General features: G+C 69.6%; 15 protein-coding genes. 9 read left to right on the forward strand and 6 right to left on the reverse strand.

Annotated features, from left to right (window positions below):
• Positions 1–57: 57 nt before the first annotated feature.
• Positions 58–1,614 carry a glutamine-hydrolyzing GMP synthase gene (guaA, locus tag MKK52_RS22790; RefSeq protein ID WP_243958117.1) on the forward strand — a complete coding sequence of 519 codons (1,557 nt, stop codon included), beginning with the start codon at positions 58–60 and terminating at the stop codon, positions 1,612–1,614.
• A 12-nt stretch (positions 1,615–1,626) separates the two neighbouring features.
• On the opposite strand, the gene MKK52_RS22795 is transcribed toward guaA, so the two are convergent.
• The 4 genes from MKK52_RS22795 to tsaA form a co-directional block, all read right to left on the reverse strand.
• Positions 1,627–2,055: a PIN domain-containing protein gene (locus tag MKK52_RS22795; RefSeq protein ID WP_243958119.1), complete on the reverse strand. Its 429-nt coding sequence runs from the start codon at positions 2,053–2,055 to the stop codon at positions 1,627–1,629.
• Positions 2,055–2,354, reverse strand: a complete 300-nt coding sequence (locus MKK52_RS22800) for a hypothetical protein (protein WP_243958411.1) — start codon at positions 2,352–2,354, stop codon at positions 2,055–2,057. Before MKK52_RS22800 ends, MKK52_RS22795 begins: the two co-directional genes overlap by 1 nt.
• 65 nt (positions 2,355–2,419) lie before the next feature.
• Positions 2,420–3,112 (reverse strand): SGNH/GDSL hydrolase family protein, encoded by a 693-nt coding sequence (locus tag MKK52_RS22805; protein ID WP_243958127.1) that lies wholly within the window; start codon positions 3,110–3,112, stop codon positions 2,420–2,422.
• Positions 3,109–3,606 (reverse strand): tRNA (N6-threonylcarbamoyladenosine(37)-N6)-methyltransferase TrmO, encoded by a 498-nt coding sequence (tsaA, locus tag MKK52_RS22810; protein WP_243958129.1) that lies wholly within the window; start codon positions 3,604–3,606, stop codon positions 3,109–3,111. Before tsaA ends, MKK52_RS22805 begins: the two co-directional genes overlap by 4 nt.
• Positions 3,607–3,711: 105 nt before the next feature.
• On the opposite strand from tsaA, the gene MKK52_RS22815 reads away from it, so the two are divergent.
• Positions 3,712–5,205, forward strand: coding sequence for an AMP nucleosidase (locus MKK52_RS22815; RefSeq protein ID WP_243958131.1), 1,494 nt, complete (start codon positions 3,712–3,714; stop codon positions 5,203–5,205).
• A gap of 1 nt (position 5,206) precedes the next feature.
• Here the strand turns inward: MKK52_RS22815 and MKK52_RS22820 are convergent, their stop codons facing one another.
• The gene (locus MKK52_RS22820) at positions 5,207–7,294 is read right to left on the reverse strand and encodes a TonB-dependent receptor (protein WP_409564729.1); all 2,088 of its coding nucleotides are present in this window, start codon (positions 7,292–7,294) and stop codon (positions 5,207–5,209) included.
• A 373-nt stretch (positions 7,295–7,667) separates the two neighbouring features.
• On the opposite strand from MKK52_RS22820, the gene MKK52_RS22825 reads away from it, so the two are divergent.
• From MKK52_RS22825 to MKK52_RS22855, 7 genes are all read left to right on the forward strand, one after another.
• Positions 7,668–8,987 (forward strand): SLC13 family permease, encoded by a 1,320-nt coding sequence (locus tag MKK52_RS22825; RefSeq protein WP_243958135.1) that lies wholly within the window; start codon positions 7,668–7,670, stop codon positions 8,985–8,987.
• Positions 8,988–9,117: 130 nt separating this feature from the next.
• Positions 9,118–9,519, forward strand: coding sequence for a succinate dehydrogenase, cytochrome b556 subunit (sdhC, locus tag MKK52_RS22830; RefSeq protein ID WP_243958137.1), 402 nt, complete (start codon positions 9,118–9,120; stop codon positions 9,517–9,519).
• 11 nt (positions 9,520–9,530) lie between these two features.
• Positions 9,531–9,953, forward strand: a complete 423-nt coding sequence (sdhD, locus tag MKK52_RS22835; RefSeq protein ID WP_243958139.1) for a succinate dehydrogenase, hydrophobic membrane anchor protein — start codon at positions 9,531–9,533, stop codon at positions 9,951–9,953.
• A gap of 23 nt (positions 9,954–9,976) precedes the next feature.
• Positions 9,977–11,791 (forward strand): succinate dehydrogenase flavoprotein subunit, encoded by a 1,815-nt coding sequence (gene sdhA / locus MKK52_RS22840; RefSeq protein ID WP_243958141.1) that lies wholly within the window; start codon positions 9,977–9,979, stop codon positions 11,789–11,791.
• An 84-nt stretch (positions 11,792–11,875) separates the two neighbouring features.
• Positions 11,876–12,700 (forward strand): succinate dehydrogenase iron-sulfur subunit, encoded by an 825-nt coding sequence (locus MKK52_RS22845; RefSeq protein ID WP_243958143.1) that lies wholly within the window; start codon positions 11,876–11,878, stop codon positions 12,698–12,700.
• A 187-nt stretch (positions 12,701–12,887) separates the two neighbouring features.
• Positions 12,888–13,484, forward strand: coding sequence for an AprI/Inh family metalloprotease inhibitor (locus MKK52_RS22850; RefSeq protein WP_243958145.1), 597 nt, complete (start codon positions 12,888–12,890; stop codon positions 13,482–13,484).
• Positions 13,485–13,568: 84 nt separating this feature from the next.
• On the forward strand, positions 13,569–15,434 hold the full coding sequence (locus MKK52_RS22855; protein ID WP_243958147.1) for an ABC transporter ATP-binding protein: 1,866 nt from the start codon (positions 13,569–13,571) through the stop codon (positions 15,432–15,434).
• 4 nt (positions 15,435–15,438) lie between these two features.
• Here MKK52_RS22855 and MKK52_RS22860 read toward each other — a convergent pair whose 3' ends face one another.
• Positions 15,439–17,412 (reverse strand): methyl-accepting chemotaxis protein, encoded by a 1,974-nt coding sequence (locus tag MKK52_RS22860; RefSeq protein ID WP_243958155.1) that lies wholly within the window; start codon positions 17,410–17,412, stop codon positions 15,439–15,441.
• Positions 17,413–17,614: the final 202 nt, after the last annotated feature.

A 17,614-nucleotide genomic window follows, 5' to 3' on the forward strand; every position in this document is an offset into this window, starting at 1 on the left:
CAGACCGAACGGGCACGCGCGTTGCGTGCCCGCCGCGCCTCGTTCACAAAGCGGCCGATGAATACCGACCACGACAAGATCCTGATCGTCGATTTCGGCTCTCAGGTGACGCAGCTCATCGCCCGGCGGGTGCGGGAGGAGGGCGTCTATTGCGAGATCGTGCCCTTCACCAAGGCCGAGGCCGCCTTCCGAGAGCAGAAGCCGAAGGGCGTGATCCTCTCCGGCGGTCCCGAATCGGTGACCGTCGAGGCCAGCCCCCGCGCGCCGCAACTGGTGTTCGATTCGGGCGTGCCGGTCTTCGGCATCTGCTACGGCCAGCAGACGATGGCGGCCCAGCTCGGCGGCGCCGTCGAGGGCGGCCACCACGCGGAGTTCGGCCGGGCCGAGGTCGAGATCCTGGCCGAGTGCCCGCTGTTTAACGGCGTGTGGCACAAGGGCGAAAAATACCCCGTCTGGATGAGCCACGGCGACCGGGTGACGAAGCTGCCGGACGGTTTCACCACGGTGGCGATCTCGAAGAACGCCCCCTTCGCGGCCGTGGCCGACGAGGCGCGGAACTACTACGCGGTGCAGTTCCACCCGGAGGTGGCGCATACGCCCCACGGCGCGCTGCTGATCCGCAACTTCGTGCGCGACATCGCCGGCTGCTCCGGCGACTGGACGATGGGCGCCTACCGCGAGGAGGCCATCGCCAAGATCCGCGAGCAGGTCGGCGCCGAGAAGGTGATTTGCGGCCTGTCGGGCGGCGTCGATTCGGCCGTGGCGGCGGTGCTGATCCACGAGGCCATCGGCGACCAGCTGACCTGCGTGTTCGTGGATCACGGGCTGCTGCGCCTCGGCGAGGCCGAGCAGGTCGTGGCCCTGTTCCGCGACCACTACAACATCCCCCTCGTCCACGTTGAGGCGAGCGGCATGTTCCTCTCGGCGCTGGAGGGCGTCTCGGACCCGGAGGTCAAGCGCAAGACCATCGGTCGCCTGTTCATCGACGTGTTCGAGGCCGAATCGAAGAAGATCGGCGGGGCGAAGTTCCTGGCGCAGGGCACGCTCTACCCGGACGTGATCGAGAGCGTGTCCTTCACGGGCGGTCCCTCGGTGACAATCAAGAGCCACCACAATGTCGGCGGCCTGCCCGAGCGCATGGACATGAAGCTCGTGGAGCCCCTGCGCGAGCTGTTCAAGGACGAGGTGCGGGTGCTCGGCAAGGAGCTCGGCCTGCCCGAGGCCTTCGTCGGCCGCCACCCGTTCCCGGGCCCGGGTCTCGCGATCCGCTGCCCCGGCACGATCACGGGGGAGAAGCTCGACGCCCTGCGCAAGGCTGATGCGATCTACCTCGACGAGATCCGCCAGGCGGGCCTCTACGATACGATCTGGCAGGCCTTCGCGGTGATCCTGCCGGTGAAGACGGTGGGCGTGATGGGCGACGGCCGCACCTACGACCACGTCTGCGCGCTCCGCGCGGTGACGTCGGTGGACGGCATGACGGCCGATTTCTACCCCTTCGACATGGCCTTCCTCGGCCGCGTGGCGACGCGGATCATCAACGAGGTGAAGGGCATCAACCGCGTGACCTACGACATCACCTCGAAGCCGCCCGGCACCATCGAGTGGGAGTGAGTGAGGGCCTGCTCAGCTGCTCGGCTTCATCGGATTGAAGATCGCGACGCCGTCGAAATCCCTCTCGTTCTCCGTGACGACCACGCAGCCATTCGCCTGAGCGACGGCGGCAATGATGGTATCGAGAACACTGCGGGGGCGCCCGCGCGCCTTTCCCTCGGCCATTAGTTCGGCCCAAACGAGGGCTGCCTTCACATCGAAGGGCAGTACTCGACCCGCGAACAGCGCCTGTGGCCCTTCCGGCCCGGCAAACCACATCGCGAGGTCGTTGCGCCGCTTGCCGGCCGGAAGGTCGAGAATACCCCGGCGAATTTCCGCCAGGGTCAGCGTCGCAATGGCCAGATCCTGATCGGCCTGCCGCCCCATCCACTCCAGCAACGCGTCCGATGGGCGGGGCTTGATGGCGTTGCTAACGATGTTCGTGTCGAGCAGGAAGCGCATCAGAGTTCGATGACACGCCCATCCTCGCGGGGACGCTCGAGATCGAGGTTGGCCCCGACTAGAGGCGACCGGCGCAACGCGGCAAGGATGCCTCCTGTGCGAGGGGGCGCGCCGGCCATCGCACGGCCGACGGAGGCGCGCAGTTCCGTGGCCTCAGGCGTGTCCTCCGCCAGCGTGCGGGCGATGGACCGGATCAGGTCACGATCAGCCTCGCGGCCGAGCACTTCGAAGCGCGCCAACCCGCGCTCGCCGAGACGAGACCGATAAGTTTGCGTAGCGCGTTGGCGAGCCTTGCTGATGGGTGCCTCCCGTATCACCGGGAATATAACCGCAGTCGATTCCGGTCACAATGTGGAGCGCAGCGTCACCCCCCGCACAAAGCCGGCGCCAGCGCCTGCAGCGCCGGCCTGAACTTGGCGAGATGCAGCCCGTCGCGCAGGGCGCCGGGCTTGGCGTAGCCGGTCGCACCGTCGCGGAGATCGGCGAACGGGTCGGTGAAGGTGCAGCCCAGCCGGCCGCACAGGGCCTTCAGCCTGTCCGAATAATCGCCGACCGCGCCCGCATCCACGAAGGCCGCGATCTCACGCCCCACTGGGGGGAGGGCGGTGACGACCACCCGATCCGTCACCCCCTGCAGCCCGCGCACGATCCGCTCGGCCGAGGCCTCGAAGCGGGAGGCCGCATCGACCCCGCGCGGGCGGTTCTTCAGGAGGAGGTCGTTGGTGCCGATGGTCAGCGAGGCCGCGCTCGGCCGCACCGGAAAGCGCAAGGTCGCGAGATAATCCGCATAGGCCGACGAGGTCGCGCCGCTCACCCCGCCATTGACCAGAGGGCGGCCGCAGGGCCGCTGGTCGCCGGGTTGCAGCTCTGTCTGCGAATCGCCCGCGAGGAAATCGTACGCCGCCGGCGCCTCGTCCAGGGCGACCTGCACGGCGACGAGGCGCATCCCGGCATAGGCCCGCGCGTCGGCGGGGGCTTTGCGCGAGGACCAGCCGGCGATGGCGCCCGCCGCGAAGATCAGCAGCGCGGCGATGGCGGGGGCGAGGAAACGCTTCATCGGCCGGCGCCCGCGCGGTCCACCTGCGCCTCGGGACGGGCGTCGGTGGAAGCGTAATAGGGTTTGATGTCGAGGAGCGCCGTGCCGTCGAGGCAATCGAGGCCGCGCACGCGCAAGCTGTCGCCCTCGCGCCCCAGGAGTTCCACCACCGACAGGGCGGTGGGGTTCGGCCGGGCAGGGGAGCGCAGCGAGAAGGTGCCGCGCGGCCCATCCGCGTGGCGCGGCTGCTGCACGAGCAGGCCCCGCGTCGCCCGGTCCATCCAGTAGAGCAGGATCAGGTGCGTGCAGCCGGTGACGTGGCTCAACCCGGCCGCGTAGGCCGGATCCACCTCGACGGTGCAGATTTCCTGCGTCTGCAACCCGTTCTTCGGGCAGTCGGCGCGCTCCGTCCACGGCGTGCGCAGGCGGCCGATGAAGTGCAGGCCAGCGTCGAAGGACGCCGGCAGGTCGGCCATCACCTCGCCGAGGCGCACCCCGAAAGCGTCATCATCCATCGCCCGTCCCCTTACCGCGCGCGGTGTCGGGCAAGGGACGGCGCGGCGCAAGGGCCGTCTCGCGCGAGCCGCCCGCGCGGTGTAAGGCCGATGGCCGGAGGACACATGATCGAACGCGAATTGCGGCCGATGCAGGCCGTCCCGGATGCCGCCTCGGCGGTGGCGCAACTCGTCACCCTGTACGATGGCGCGACATCCGCCCTGCGGGAGGCCCTGGAACGCTATCTCGGCGGCGGCGCCCCGCCGGACGCCTCGGAGCGGCTGGCCTTCCGCTATCCCGAACTGCGCGTGACCTATCAGCCGAACGGGCCGCTGCCGCGCCTGCGCCGGGCGACCGCCAAGCTCCAGGCGGGGGGCACCTATTCCACGACGATCACGCACCCCGCCTTCTTCCGCGATTACCTGCTGCGGCAGCTGGAGCCGCTGGTGGCGGATTACGGCGTCTCCCTCGAAGTGGGGGTGAGCGCTCAGGAGATCCCGTACCCCTACGTGCTCGAAGCGGGGTTCGACCCCAGCGCGCGGCAGGTCGAGGCGGCCGAACTCGCCACCTACTTCCCCGTGCCGCTCCTCTCCGTGGTGGGCGATGAGATCGCGGACGGCACCTTCGACATGGTCGAGGGCGAGCCAAGGCCGCTCGCCCTGTTCGACGGGGTGCGGGTCGATTATTCGCTGCGCCGCCTCGTCCACTACACCGGTTGTGACTGGCGCGAGGTCCAGCCCTGGATCCTACTCACCAACTACCACCGCTACGTCGATCAGTTCGTGCGGCACGGGCTCGAACGGCTGGCCTCCGGCGACGAGGGGTTCGAGCGGCTGGTCCTGCCCGGCGGCATCGTGGTGAATCGCGGCGAGGCCGAGGGCGCCGATCCGGCGGCCCTGCTCGCCGCCTCGCCCTGGCACCGCCACCAGATGCCGGCCTACCACCTCGTCGCCCGCGCGCCCGATGGGTCGATGCAGGGCACGACCCTGGTGAACATCGGTGTCGGCCCCTCCAACGCAAAGACGATCACCGACCACCTCGCGGTGCTGCGGCCGGATTGCTGGCTGATGGTCGGCCATTGCGGCGGCCTGCGCCAGTCGCAGACCATCGGCGATTACGTGCTGGCCCATGCCTATTTCCGGCGGGACCGCATCCTCGACGAGCTCGTGCCGCCGGACGTGCCCGTGCCGGCGCTCGCCGAAGTGCAACTCGCCCTGCAATCGGCCGCCGCCCAGGTGACGGGCGAGCGTGACGATGCCCTGAAGCAGCGCCTGCGCACCGGCACCGTCGTTACCTACGACGACCGCAACTGGGAATTGAGGTTCACGCAGGAGCGGAAGCGCATCAACCAGTCGCGCGCCATCGCGGTGGACATGGAGAGCGGCACGGTGGCGGCGCAGGGCTACCGCCTGCGGGTGCCCTATGGGGCGCTGCTCTGCGTGTCCGACAAGCCGCTGCACGGGGAGATCAAGCTGCCGGGCGCCGCGAACGCCTTCTACGACCGGGCGGTGTCGGAGCACCTGAAGGTGGGCCTTGCCGCCCTCGATGTGCTTCGCGCCGACCGGGCGGGGCTGCATTCGCGCAAGCTGCGGAGCTTCGACGAGCCGCCGTTCCGGTAGCCTACAGATCGACCGCCATCGACAGGAGGTAGGTGCGCGGCGCCGCCTGGAAGAACGTCCCGTACGAAGCGACGCCCGTCCAGTATTTCGCGCCGGCCACGTTGACGATTGTGGCGCGGAACACCGTGCGGCGCCCGCCGATCAGGGTCGCATAGCGGGCGCCGATGTCCACCCGCGTCCAATCCGGCACCGCCTGCCGGTTGGCGGCGTCGAGATATTGGCGGCCGGTATGCACCACCGCTCCGTCGAGGGTGAGGCCCGGGACGAAGGGGATGTCCCACTCTCCGCCGAGGTTCAGCTGGAGGCCGGGCACGCCGATGGGCGTATGGCCGACATTCGCGGCGGTGACGGTGCGGGTGAGGGTGCCGTCGAGGAGCGTCACCCCGCCGAGCGCCCGGATGCCCGGCGCGACCTCGCCGTAGACGCCGAATTCCAGGCCCTCGATCCGCTGCTCCCCGGTCTGCGCGTAGATGCGGCCGGTGCCGAGTTCGCCGTTCGGCTTGTCGATGCGGAACGCGGCGAGGGTGGTGGAGACCGCGCCCCAATCGACCTTCACGCCCACTTCCACCTGATGCGCGAGATAGGGTGCCAGTACCGCGCCGGAATTGGCGGCGGTGGCGGGGGCCACGTCGCCCCGGCTCAGTCCCTCGATGTAGTTGCCGTAGACCGAGATGGTGTCCGACGGCCGCAGCACGAGGCCGACCAGGGGGGTCGTCGCGCTCTTGTCGTAGGTCGTGAGCAGCGCGCCTGTATTCGCCGCGTAGTTGTGCGCCTCGACGCCCTGGCGCCGCACGCCCAACGTCAGCAGCACATGCTCGTCCAGCACGGACATCGTATCGGCGACGGAGACGCCCGTCAGCGTGCTGTCGGAAAGGCGCGGGCGAGCCTGGCTCACCGCCACGCCGATGGGCGGGACAAGGATGGGGTCATAGATGTTCGAGCGGTAGCTGCGCCCGGCCGGCGAGAGGTAGCGGCCGATCTCCTCGTGGTAGGTGGATGCCTGGACAGCGACGGCATGGCGGATGAACCCGGTCTCGAAGGTGGCGCGCAGGCCGCCGTCGGCGGTGAGGCGGTCGCTGTCGAGGCCGTAGAATTGCGGGACCGTCACCGTGTCGCCCCGCAGGTTGGTGATGGTCGGCGCGGAAGCGAAGATGCGCGAGACCTCCGTCTGCGATCCGCCGACATCGGCGAACAGGGTGATCCTGTCGGTCAGGTCGTATTCGGCGCGCAGGAGGCCGCCGCGATCATCGACAGTCGAGGTCTCCCAGGGTTGGGTCACATTGCGGCGTCCGTCCGGGGCCCGCGGCACGCCAACGCCGGCCGGCAGCAGGAACGGCCGAAGCGGCGCCTGGAACCGGTCGGTCTGCGCGAGCAGGTAGAGCCACGCCCGGAATCGCTCGCCCTGGTAGTCCAGCGCCAGCTCCCCGACTCCGCTCGTCTCCGATTGCCGGTCGAACGGCGTGTCGCCGCCATGGGCGCTGCCGACGAAGCGCACACCCCATTCGCGGTTCGCGCCACCCCGCCGCGCCACATCGAGCTGCCCGCCGCCATGGGCACGGGAACCGTAATCGAGGGTCAGGCGGGTCAGGTCTTCACCCGCGCGCTTGGGCACCACGTTGACGGTGCCGCCGACGCCGCCGTTCGGTGCGATGCCGGACAGGGCCGCGGAGGGACCTTTCAGCACCTCGATCCGCTCGGCATAGTCGGCGAAGACGCGGAAGCTCGGGGCGATGCCGTAAAGCCCGTCGAAGGCGGTCTCGCCGCTGATTCCCTCGCTGGCGGGCAGGCCGCGAATGTAGAGCGAATCGAATGGTGCCCCGGTCGTCTGCGTGGCGCGGACTGAGGGGTCGAGGGCCAATGCCTCCGACACCGTCGAGGCCTGCCGGTCGCGCACGAACGTGTCGGTGTAGCTGGAGACGCTGAACGGCGACTTGGCCGTCTCGGTGTTGCCGAGGAGCCCGAGCCGGCCGCCCTGCGCCACCTGTCCGCCGGCATAGGCCGGTACGACGCCCCTCGGCCCTGCCGCGCCCTCCACGGTGAGGGTGTCGAGCGTCACCTCCGCGTCCGGCGGCGGCGTATCCCGCGCCATGGCAGGTGATGTCGTGGCAGAAACGACGATCATGCAGAACAGAATCGAGCGTCGGTGCTCGCGGTGAAGTATTGAAACCATTGAAGTGGCGGTCTCGGCGCTGCCCACGCGCTGTATCGGTCGGCGCGGCGCAATGACGCAGATTCGATGCGCGCATTCAACATGAAACAAGCGCGAACGACGATTTATCTTTTAGAATATTTACAATTCAATGGCGCTAAAACTTTTGGTTGTGAGCACGATAGACTCTTCTTTATTTAAAAAAAATCAACGATTGCGAAAGCGCCCCACCCTTCGCTTCGCGCGAAGGCTGGATGCACGGACGACGCATTGCGGTTGGCCTGGAACCGGGCAGGATCGCGGCCAATCGGGAATGGGGAGGACGGCTGCTTTGACCGGACAGGGTGCGTTGCTCGGCACGGCCCTCCTGCTCGTCCTGTGCATGGGCCTCTGGGCCACGGCGCTGCTGCCGGAGATCGTCACCGCCTTGGCGTTCTTCGGGCTGGCGATGCTGTTCAAGCTCGCCCCGGCCGAGACGATCTTTTCCGGTTTCGCCTCGCAGGCCTTCTGGCTCGTCCTGTCGGGGATGATCGTCGGGCAGGGCATGACCCGCACCGGCCTCGGCGCGCGGATGGCGCGGGTGCTCGCCCAGCGCCTGTCGGGCTCCTACACGCTGTTCATCGCCGGGCTCGTGGGCTTGAGCTTCCTGCTCGCCCTGGTGATGCCCTCGAATCTCGGCCGGATCGCCCTGATGATCCCCGTGACGTTGGCGCTCTGCGACGCCTTCGGTCTCGCGGCCGGGCGGCCGGGGCGGGACGGCGCCGTGCTCGCGGTGGGCGTGGCGACCCCGGTCCTCTCGGCGGCGATCCTGCCCGCGAACGTGCCGAACCTCGTGATGGCGGGCTCGGCCGAGCGTCTGCTCGGCGTGCACTTCTCCTACCTGTCGTACTTCCTGCTGCACGCGCCCGTGCTGGCCTTCGTGAAGGGCGTGATGCTGGTGGGGCTCGTCGTCCGCCTGTTCCCCGACCGGGTCACGGCGGCGACGCGGGACCTGCCCGCCCTGCCGCCGCTGTCGGGGGCGGAGCGCCGGCTCGCGGCGATCCTCGTCGGCACCCTCGCCCTCTGGATGACGGACAGCCTCCACGGCCTGCCCCCCGCCTGGGTCGGGCTGATGTCGGCGGTGCTGTGCCTCCTGCCGAAGGTCGGTGTGATGTCGGCGGATGCGTTCGGGCAGGTGAGCCTGCGGACCTGCTTCTACATCGCCGCCCTGCTCGGCCTCGTCGCGCTGGTGAACGCCACCGGCCTCGGGGAGCGGCTGGGCCACGCGCTCCTCGCGGTGGCGCCGCTCGAGCCCGGCGCGCCGGCGCAGAACTTCGCGGTGCTCACGGGAATCAGCACCACGATCACCCTGCTCGTCACCGCCAACGGGGCGCCCGCGCTCTACACGGCCCTGGCGCCGGAGATGGCCCAGGCGAGCGGCCTGCCGGCGCTGACCGTCGTCTCGATCCAGGTGATCGGCTACTCGACCCTGTTCTTCCCCTATCAGGCGCCGCCCATCGTCTTCGCCAGCGAACTCGGGCGGGTGCCGCTCGCGCGGGCGGCCCGCCTCACCGTGCCCTTCGGTCTCGTCTCGCTCCTCGTGGCCGCACCCCTCGATTACGGATGGTGGCGGCTCCTCGGATGGCTGAAATGACAGACCAGTCGATGTGTCAGTGGGTTGGGTGCATTGCGCCGCACCATGCCGCCTTGCGGCTTTCCCGCCCAGACACTACCGCTTCCACCTTAGAGACGGTCCAGTTCGAAACCGCGAGGTTCCCCCGCCGATGGCCCCAACAGCCCGCCCGACAGTGGCCCAGCCGCTCTCGCCGCATCTCCAGATCTACCGCTGGACGTGGACCATGGCGATGTCGGTGTTCCACCGCATCACCGGCACCGCGCTCTACGGCGGCACCGCGCTGGTCGCCATCTGGCTCGTGGCGCTCGCCTCCGGCCCGGCGGCCTACGGGTGGGTCGCGGGCTTCTTCGGGTCGATCTTCGGCAAGCTGATCCTGTTCGTCTACACCTGGATCCTGCTGCACCACATGCTCGGCGGCATCCGCCACTTCGTGTGGGACGCCGGCATCGGCTTCGACAAGACGCAGCGCCTCAGCCTCGCCCGGATGACGCTCATCGGCTCGACCGCGCTGACCGTCGTGGTCTGGGTCGTCGGCCTCCTGGCCCGCTGAGAGGGACTGACATGGCCAAGGAATCCATCCGCCAGAACACCGCCGCCTCGATCCGCACGCCCCGCGCGCGGGTACGGGGGCTGGGCGTCTCGCATCACGGCGCCGGGCATTGGTGGCTGCAGCGGCTCACCGCCGTCGCGAACGTATTCCTTATGCTGGCCTTCGTGGTCATCATCGCCCGCATGGCCGGGCGGCCTTACCCTGAGGCGATCCGCCTCGTGGGCAGCCCCTTCGTGTCGCTGGTCCTAATCCTGGCGGTGCTGTCGGTGACGATCCACATGCGTCTCGGCATGCAGGTGGTCATCGAGGATTACGTCCACGCCCCCGCGACGAAGATCGCGGCCATCTTCGCCAACAACTTCTACGCGGTCGTCGTGGCCGTGGCCTGCCTCTACGCGATCCTGCGCGTCGGCTTCGGCCAGCCGCCCGTCTGATCCCGCAACCTTCGGAGCCGACCATGGCCGTGAACGGAACGAACGGCGGCAAGCCCGCCTACACCATCCATGATCACGCGTTCGACGTGGTGATCGTCGGCGCCGGCGGCGCGGGCCTTCGCGCCACGGTGGGCTGCTCGGAAGCCGGCCTGCGCACGGCCTGCATCACCAAGGTGTTCCCCACCCGCTCCCACACCGTGGCGGCGCAGGGCGGCATCTCGGCCTCGCTCGGCAACATGGGGCCGGACGATTGGCGCTGGCACATGTACGACACCGTGAAGGGGTCGGACTGGCTCGGCGACCAGGACGCCATCGAGTACCTCGTGCGCAACGCCCCGGCGGCGGTGTACGAGCTGGAGCATTGGGGCGTGCCCTTCTCCCGCACGGAAGAGGGCAAGATCTACCAGCGTCCGTTCGGCGGCATGACCACCGATTACGGCAAGGGCACCGCCCAGCGCACCTGCGCGGCGGCCGACCGCACCGGCCACGCCATGCTGCACACCCTCTACGGGCAGGCGGTGAAGAACCAGACGGACTTCTTCATCGAGTACTTTGCCCTCGACCTCATCATGGACGAGGAAGGCCGCTGCCGGGGCGTCATCGCCCTCGATCAGGCGACCGGCGAGATCCACCGCTTCCGCGCCCAGCAGACCATCCTGGCGACCGGCGGCTACGGCCGGGCCTACTTCTCGGCCACTTCCGCTCACACCTGCACGGGTGACGGCAACGCCATGGTGCTGCGCGCCGGCCTGCCCCTGCAGGACATGGAGTTCGTGCAGTTCCACCCGACCGGCATCTACGGCGCCGGCTGCCTCATCACCGAGGGCTCGCGCGGCGAGGGCGGCTACCTGACGAACTCCGAGGGCGAGCGCTTCATGGAGCGCTACGCCCCGTCGGCGAAGGACCTCGCCTCCCGCGACGTCGTTTCGCGCTCCATGACCATGGAGATCCGCGACGGTCGCGGCGTCGGCAAGAACAAGGACCACATCTACCTGCACCTCGACCACCTCGATCCGAAGATCCTCCATGAGCGCCTGCCGGGCATCTCGGAGAGCGCGAAGATCTTCGCAGGCGTCGACGTGACCAAGGAGCCGATCCCGGTCATCCCGACCGTCCACTACAACATGGGCGGCATCCCCACGAACTATCACGGCGAGGTGCTGACCCTGAAGGACGGCAACCCCGACACCGTGGTGCCGGGCCTGATGGCCATCGGCGAGGCGGCCTGCGTCTCGGTGCACGGGGCGAACCGCCTCGGCTCCAACTCGCTCATCGACCTCGTCGTGTTCGGCCGCGCGGCGGGCAAGCGCTGCGCCGAGATCGTCGAGCCGAACGGCCGGGCGATGGAACTGCCGAAGGGCGCCACCGACAAGGCCTTGGAGCGTCTCGACCGCTTCCGCTACGCCAACGGCAGCACCGCCACGGCGGAACTGCGCGCCGAGATGCAGAAGACCATGCAGAACAACTGCGCCGTCTTCCGCACGGGCGAGGTTCTGGAAGAGGGTCGCGGCCTGATCCACAAGGTCCACGACGCCGCCTCGGACGTGAAGATCACCGATCGCTCGCTGGTCTGGAACACCGACCTTCTGGAGACCCTGGAGTTCGACAACCTGATCGGCCAGGCGGTGGTGACGATGGAATCGGCCGCCAACCGCAAGGAATCGCGCGGCGCCCACGCCCGCGAGGACTTCCCGGACCGCAACGACAAGGACTGGATGAAGCACACCCTGGCCTGGATCGGCGACACGGGCGGGGTCACGATCGATTATCGTCCGGTGCACACCTACACGATGTCGAACGAGATCCAGTACATCGAGCCGAAGGCGCGCGTGTACTGAGGCTTTCCCTCGGCTGAACCATCAGGCGGCGGGTCGCTCCGCGATCCGCCGCATCGACCTGCCCTCGCGGAATCGATACTCCCCATGGCCCAGTTCAACCTGCCCAAGAACTCGCAGATCACGCAGGGCAAGTCCTGGCCGGCGCCGGCCGGTGCGAAGAACCTGCAGACCTTCCGGATCTACCGCTGGAACCCGGATGACGGGCAGAACCCGCGCGTCGACACCTATCTGGTCGACCGGGAGGATTGCGGGCCGATGGTGCTCGACGCCCTGCTGTGGATCAAGAACAAGGTCGACTCGACCCTGGTCTTCCGCCGCTCCTGCCGCGAGGGCATCTGCGGCTCCTGCGCCATGAACATCGAGGGGCAGAACGCGCTCGCCTGCACGATGGGCATCGACGAGTGCAAGAGCCCCGACAACGCCCTGCCGATCCTGACCCGCAAGGACAAGGACGGCGCCATCCGCATCTATCCGCTGCCGCACATGCCGGTGCTGAAGGATCTGGTGCCGGATCTCACGAACTTCTACGCGCAGCACGCGGCCATCGAGCCCTGGCTCCAGACCGACACGCCCTCTCCCGAGAAGGAGTGGCGCCAGACGCCGGAGGACCGCGCCCGCCTCGACGGCCTCTACGAGTGCATCCTCTGCGCCTGCTGCTCGACCTCGTGCCCGAGCTACTGGTGGAACGGCGAGAAGTTCTTAGGCCCGGCGGCCCTGCTCCAGGCCTATCGCTGGCTGATCGATTCCCGCGACGAGAACACGGGCGCGCGCCTCGACAACCTGCACGATCCGTTCCGGCTGTACCGCTGCCACACGATCATGAACTGCGCCAACACCTGCCCGAAGAGCCTGAACCCGGCGAAGGCCATCGCCGAGATCAAGAAGATGATGGTCGAGCGCGAGGTCTGATCGACCGCGCCGACCCCCCGGCGCCCCTGCGGCGCCGGGGCAACACCGGGGCGAAAAGCCCGTAATTCGCCCCCCGACGCCCGAACGAGCCGGACCCCGCCTTGTGGCGAGCGCATTTCCCGCCGAGGCAGGCACGGGGCGCATGTCGGCGCCCGTCCGAGCCACCAGCCCGAGCCAAGTGGGACCGATGCCGCGCCCGAGCCCCTCGTTGATCGCCGTCCTTTGCCTCAGCGCCGGCCTCGGCGCCTGCGCGTCGGACCGTTTTGAGGGACCGAAGACCCGCGCCCCCGGACCCCGCGCCGATTTCGAGGCGCCCGTCGCGGCGATCCCCTCCGGCACCGTCACCGCCGCCCCCCTCGCGCCCCCGCCGGGCGCCTCGGCGAGCCCCGACGCGCCGCCGCCGCCGCCGCCCCCCGGGCCCGTCGCCGGCCTGAACCCGAGTGCGCCTGCCGTCGTCGCGGAGCCGGTGACGCCGCCCCCGCCGCCGCCGCCAGTCACGACCACCGGCCGCGCCGCCGTCGTAGGCGGGTGGGATGCCCGTGACGCCACGGGCGCCAGCTGCCGCGTGACCCTGTCGAGCACGCCCTCCCTCGACCTCTACAAGGCCTCGACCTCCGGCTGTTCGAACAAGGAACTCGGCCGGGTCTCGGCCTGGGATTACCGCGACGGCGAGGTCTATCTCTATCAGCCGGGCGGCAGCGTCGCGGCGCGCCTGCGCCAGGGCGGCGCGGGGCTTGACGGCGCGCTCACCAAGTCCGGCGCGTCCCTCGCCCTCAACCGGTAGTCGGCTGCTGTGGAGTCGCGGTCGCTTGGCCTGCGGCTCCCGGCCCTTACATGACGGGTCCTGCCAGAGAACCCGTCGTACAGCATGTTCCTCGATTGGCTCGAACGCCGGATCGACCCCTTCGCATCCTTCGATGAGACGCGGATGCCCCCGAAGTCGGTCACCGGCTTCGCGTGGTTCTACCTGCGCCCGATCCGGGGGGCGCTGGCGGCGCTCTTCGCCATCGCGGTGATCGCGGGCACGGTGGAGGCCTCCCTCTACCTCGTCATGCGCTGGTTCATTGACATGCTCGGCTCGGCCGACCGGGCCACGGTCCTGTCGGACCACGCGACGGGCATCGCCATCTCCCTCGCCCTCGTCGCGCTGGTGCGGCCGGTCTCGATCTGGGCGCACGAGGCGCTGTCGAACCAGCTCGTGGTGCCGCAATCCACCAACCAGATCCGCTGGCGGGCGCATCTCTACACGCTCGGGCATTCGCTCTCGTACTTCCAGGCCGACTTCGCCGGGCGGCTCGCGAACCGCGTGGTGCAGGTCGGCCCGGCGGTGCGCGAACTCGCGGTCGTGTTCATCGACACGCTGCTCTACGTCGCGATCTATGCCGTGACGGCGGTGGGGCTGTTCGGCTCGATCTCCCCCTGGCTCGCCCTGCCGGTGGTGCTCTGGATCCTCGCCTACGCCGCACTGACGCGGTGGTTCGTGCCCCGGGCGCGGGCGCGCTCGCACGCCACCGCCGACACCCGCTCGGTGCTGATCGGCCGCGTGGTGGACAGCTACACCAACATCCTCACCGTGAAGCTCTTCGCCCGCGACCGGGAGGAGCGCGCGGCGGTGCGCGACGCGGTGCAGACCCACACCGACGCCTACCTGCACCAGTTCCGCCTTGTGACGGCGACGACGACCCTGCTCGGGATCCTCAACAGTGCCCTGCTGATCGCCACCGGCTGGGCCTGCCTCGCCCTGTGGCGGCAGGGCGGCATGACGACCGGCGAGGCCTCGGCCGGGCTCGCCCTGGTGCTGCGCCTCATCGCGATGTCGGGCTGGGTCATGCAGACCGTGCGCGGCGTGTTCGAGAATGTCGGCGTCATCCAGGAGAGCATGCAGACGATCAGCCGTCCGCACGGCCTCGTCGATGCCCCCGGTGCGCGGGAACTCGCAGTGACGGGCGGCGAGATCCGCTACGAGCAGGTCGGCTTCCATTACGGGCGGGGCGATGCCTCGATCATCGAGGATTTCTCCCTCACGATCCGGGCCGGCGAGCGCGTCGGGCTGGTGGGGGTGAGCGGCGCGGGCAAGTCGACCCTCGCGACGCTGCTGTTGCGCCTCTACGACGTGGAGAGCGGGCGCATCCTCATCGACGGGCAGGACATCGCGGGGGTCACGCAATCGTCCCTGCGGGAGGCGGTGGCGATGGTGAGCCAGGACACGTCCCTGCTGCACCGCTCCATCCGGGACAACATCGCCTACGGGCGCCCGAGCGCGACCGACGCGGAGGTGGATCAGGCCGCCCGGCTCGCCCACGCGGACAAGTTCATCGCCGACCTCGTGGATCACAAGGGCCGGCGGGGCTACGAGGCCCATGTGGGCGAGCGGGGGGTGAAGCTCTCGGGCGGGCAGCGCCAGCGCATCGCCATCTCCCGCGTGATCCTGAAGGACGCCCCGATCCTCATCCTCGACGAGGCGACCTCGGCGCTGGACAGCCAGGTCGAGGCGGCGATCCAGGATTCCCTCGACACGCTGATGGCCGGCAAGACGGTGCTCGCCATCGCGCACCGGCTCTCGACCATCGCGGCGATGGACCGCCTCGTGGTGATCGAGGCGGGCCGGATCGTGGAGGAGGGGACGCACGCCCAACTCGTGGCGCAGGGCGGGGTCTATGCCGGGCTCTGGGCCCGGCAATCGGGCGGGTTCCTGCCCGACCGGACGGCGCCCTTCGAGGACGCCGCCGAGTAGGGTCTCAGGCCGCCCGCACGCCGTGGAGGAAGCCTTCCACCTCGGCGCGCAGGGCCTCGGCCTGACGGGCCAGTTCCTCGGAGGCCGCGAAGACCTGCCCGGCCGCCGCGCCCGTGCCGGAGACGGCGTTCGAGACCACGGCGATGCTTGAGCCGACCTCCGAGGTGCCCTGCGAGGCTTGGCTGACCGCCGAGACGATCTCGCGGGTCGCCGCGCCCTGCTGGTCCACCGCCGTGGCGATGGCCGAAGCCGCGCGGTTGATGTCGTGGATCGTCCCCACGATGCCGCCGATCCCCGTGACCGCCTTCGCGGTGGTCGCCTGGATGCCGGCGATCTGCGCCGAGATCTCGTCCGTGGCGCGGCTCGTCTGCGCGGCGAGCGCCTTCACCTCGGAGGCGACGACGGCGAAGCCACGCCCCGCCTCGCCGGCCCGCGCCGCCTCGATGGTGGCGTTGAGGGCGAGGAGGTTCGTCTGCGAGGCGATGCCGGCGATGAGCGCGACGATCTCGTCGATGCGGCCCACCATCTCCTTCAGTTCGCTCACCGTGGCGGCGGAGGCCTGCGTCTCCTGAACCGCCGCCGTGGATTGGGAGAGGGAGTGATCCACCTGCCGGGCGATCTCCTGCACCGACGCGCCGAGCTCTTCGGCCGCGCCCGCCACGGAGGTGACGTTCGAGCCCGCCTGATGCGCCGCGACGGCGACGGCTTCCGCCCGCGCCGAGGTGTCGTCGGCGGTCTGCGAGAGGTGCTGGGCGGTGGCCTGCAACTCGGTGGCGGCGGAGGAGACGATGCCGACGATGGAGCCGACGCTGCCCTCGAAGCCATGGATGAGCGCGCTCATCCGCTCGGCCTGGCGCATCTTCTCCAGGGTGTCGGCCTCCTTCTCGGCCGTCATGGCGCGCTGGCTGACCAGCCCATCGCGGAAATACGCCACCGAGCGGGCCATGTCGCCGATGGCGTCGCCCCGTTCGAGGGAGGGCACTTCGCGGTCGAGGCGGCCGGCGGCGATCTCGCCCATCGCGTCGTTCAGCTGCGCCACCGGGGTGCCGATATGGCGGGACAGGGCGTAGGCGGCGGCCATCGCGGCGGCGGCGACGGCCAGCAGGACCGCGCCGAGGGTGTAGACCGCGCGGTCGCGGGCGGCGAGGAGGTCGGTGACGTCGAGGGCGACCTCCAGCGTGCCGATAGCCTTGCCAGAATAGTTGCGCAGCGGCGCGGCCAGCACCGCGACGGGGCGCCCGCCGATCTCGCTCATGCGCGGCGCGATCGGCCCGCCCATCGCCTCGCGCTGCGCGTCCTGCGGCAGCAACGACTTCTGCGCGAAGGTGGCGCCCAGCGTCTGCACGCCGTTCTCGCCCACGAGATGCATCGCGATGTCGACCCCGACCCGGCGCTTCAGGGCGGCGAGGAAGTCGGGCCCCAGGGCCGCGCCCACGTCGGCGACGCCCACGAACCGGCCCTCGACCGTCATCGGGACGACGGCGAAGATGCTGACGCTGTCGCGGCCGGGCTCGATGCCGGTCTGCGTGCCGCGCGCCTGGATCACGTCCCGCACCATGGCGCGGCGATTGAGCACTTCGTCGCCGAACTTGTCCGGCGCATGCGAGCGGGCGAAGGCCTTCCCGTCCGCCCCGTGCAGGGTGACGAGGCCGAGATCGAGCTTCTTCATCTCGGGATAGAGCGGGGCGAGACGGGCGAGGGCGTCGGCCCGGTCGCCCCGGGCGAAGGCGTCGGCCACGCCCCGGTCGTTGGCGATGGCGAAGGCGGCGGTGAGCGCCCGCTGACCCTGCTCGGCCATGGCCTCCGAGACGGCGTTGTAGCGCCGCAGGAGACTCGCGCCGATGGCGCTGTCGCTCGCCGAGACCTGGGCGCGGTAGCTGACCACGCCGACCACCGCCGCAGAGCCGAGAGACAGGCCCAGCATCGCGACCGTCAGCTTCGCGCCAATGGATTTCAGTCCGCTCTTCAACAACGACACGCGACTTCCCCAAGCACAACTTGCACGAAATTTTGAATTATCATGCCGTGTCCTGATTAACGCGCAGCTAACGTTTGGGGCAGTCGTGTGTTTCTTGATCTTGCTGGACGTTCGTCTTCGCAGGCGGGCCGGCCGGGCGGCGCTTGTCACACTTTGCGCACTTCCTCGCGGGTTTGGCTTGGCCATTGGTCCGGGGCGCTTG

The organism is Methylobacterium sp. J-067 (assembly GCF_022829465.1).
Taxonomy (GTDB): Bacteria; Pseudomonadota; Alphaproteobacteria; order Rhizobiales; family Beijerinckiaceae; genus Methylobacterium; species Methylobacterium litchii.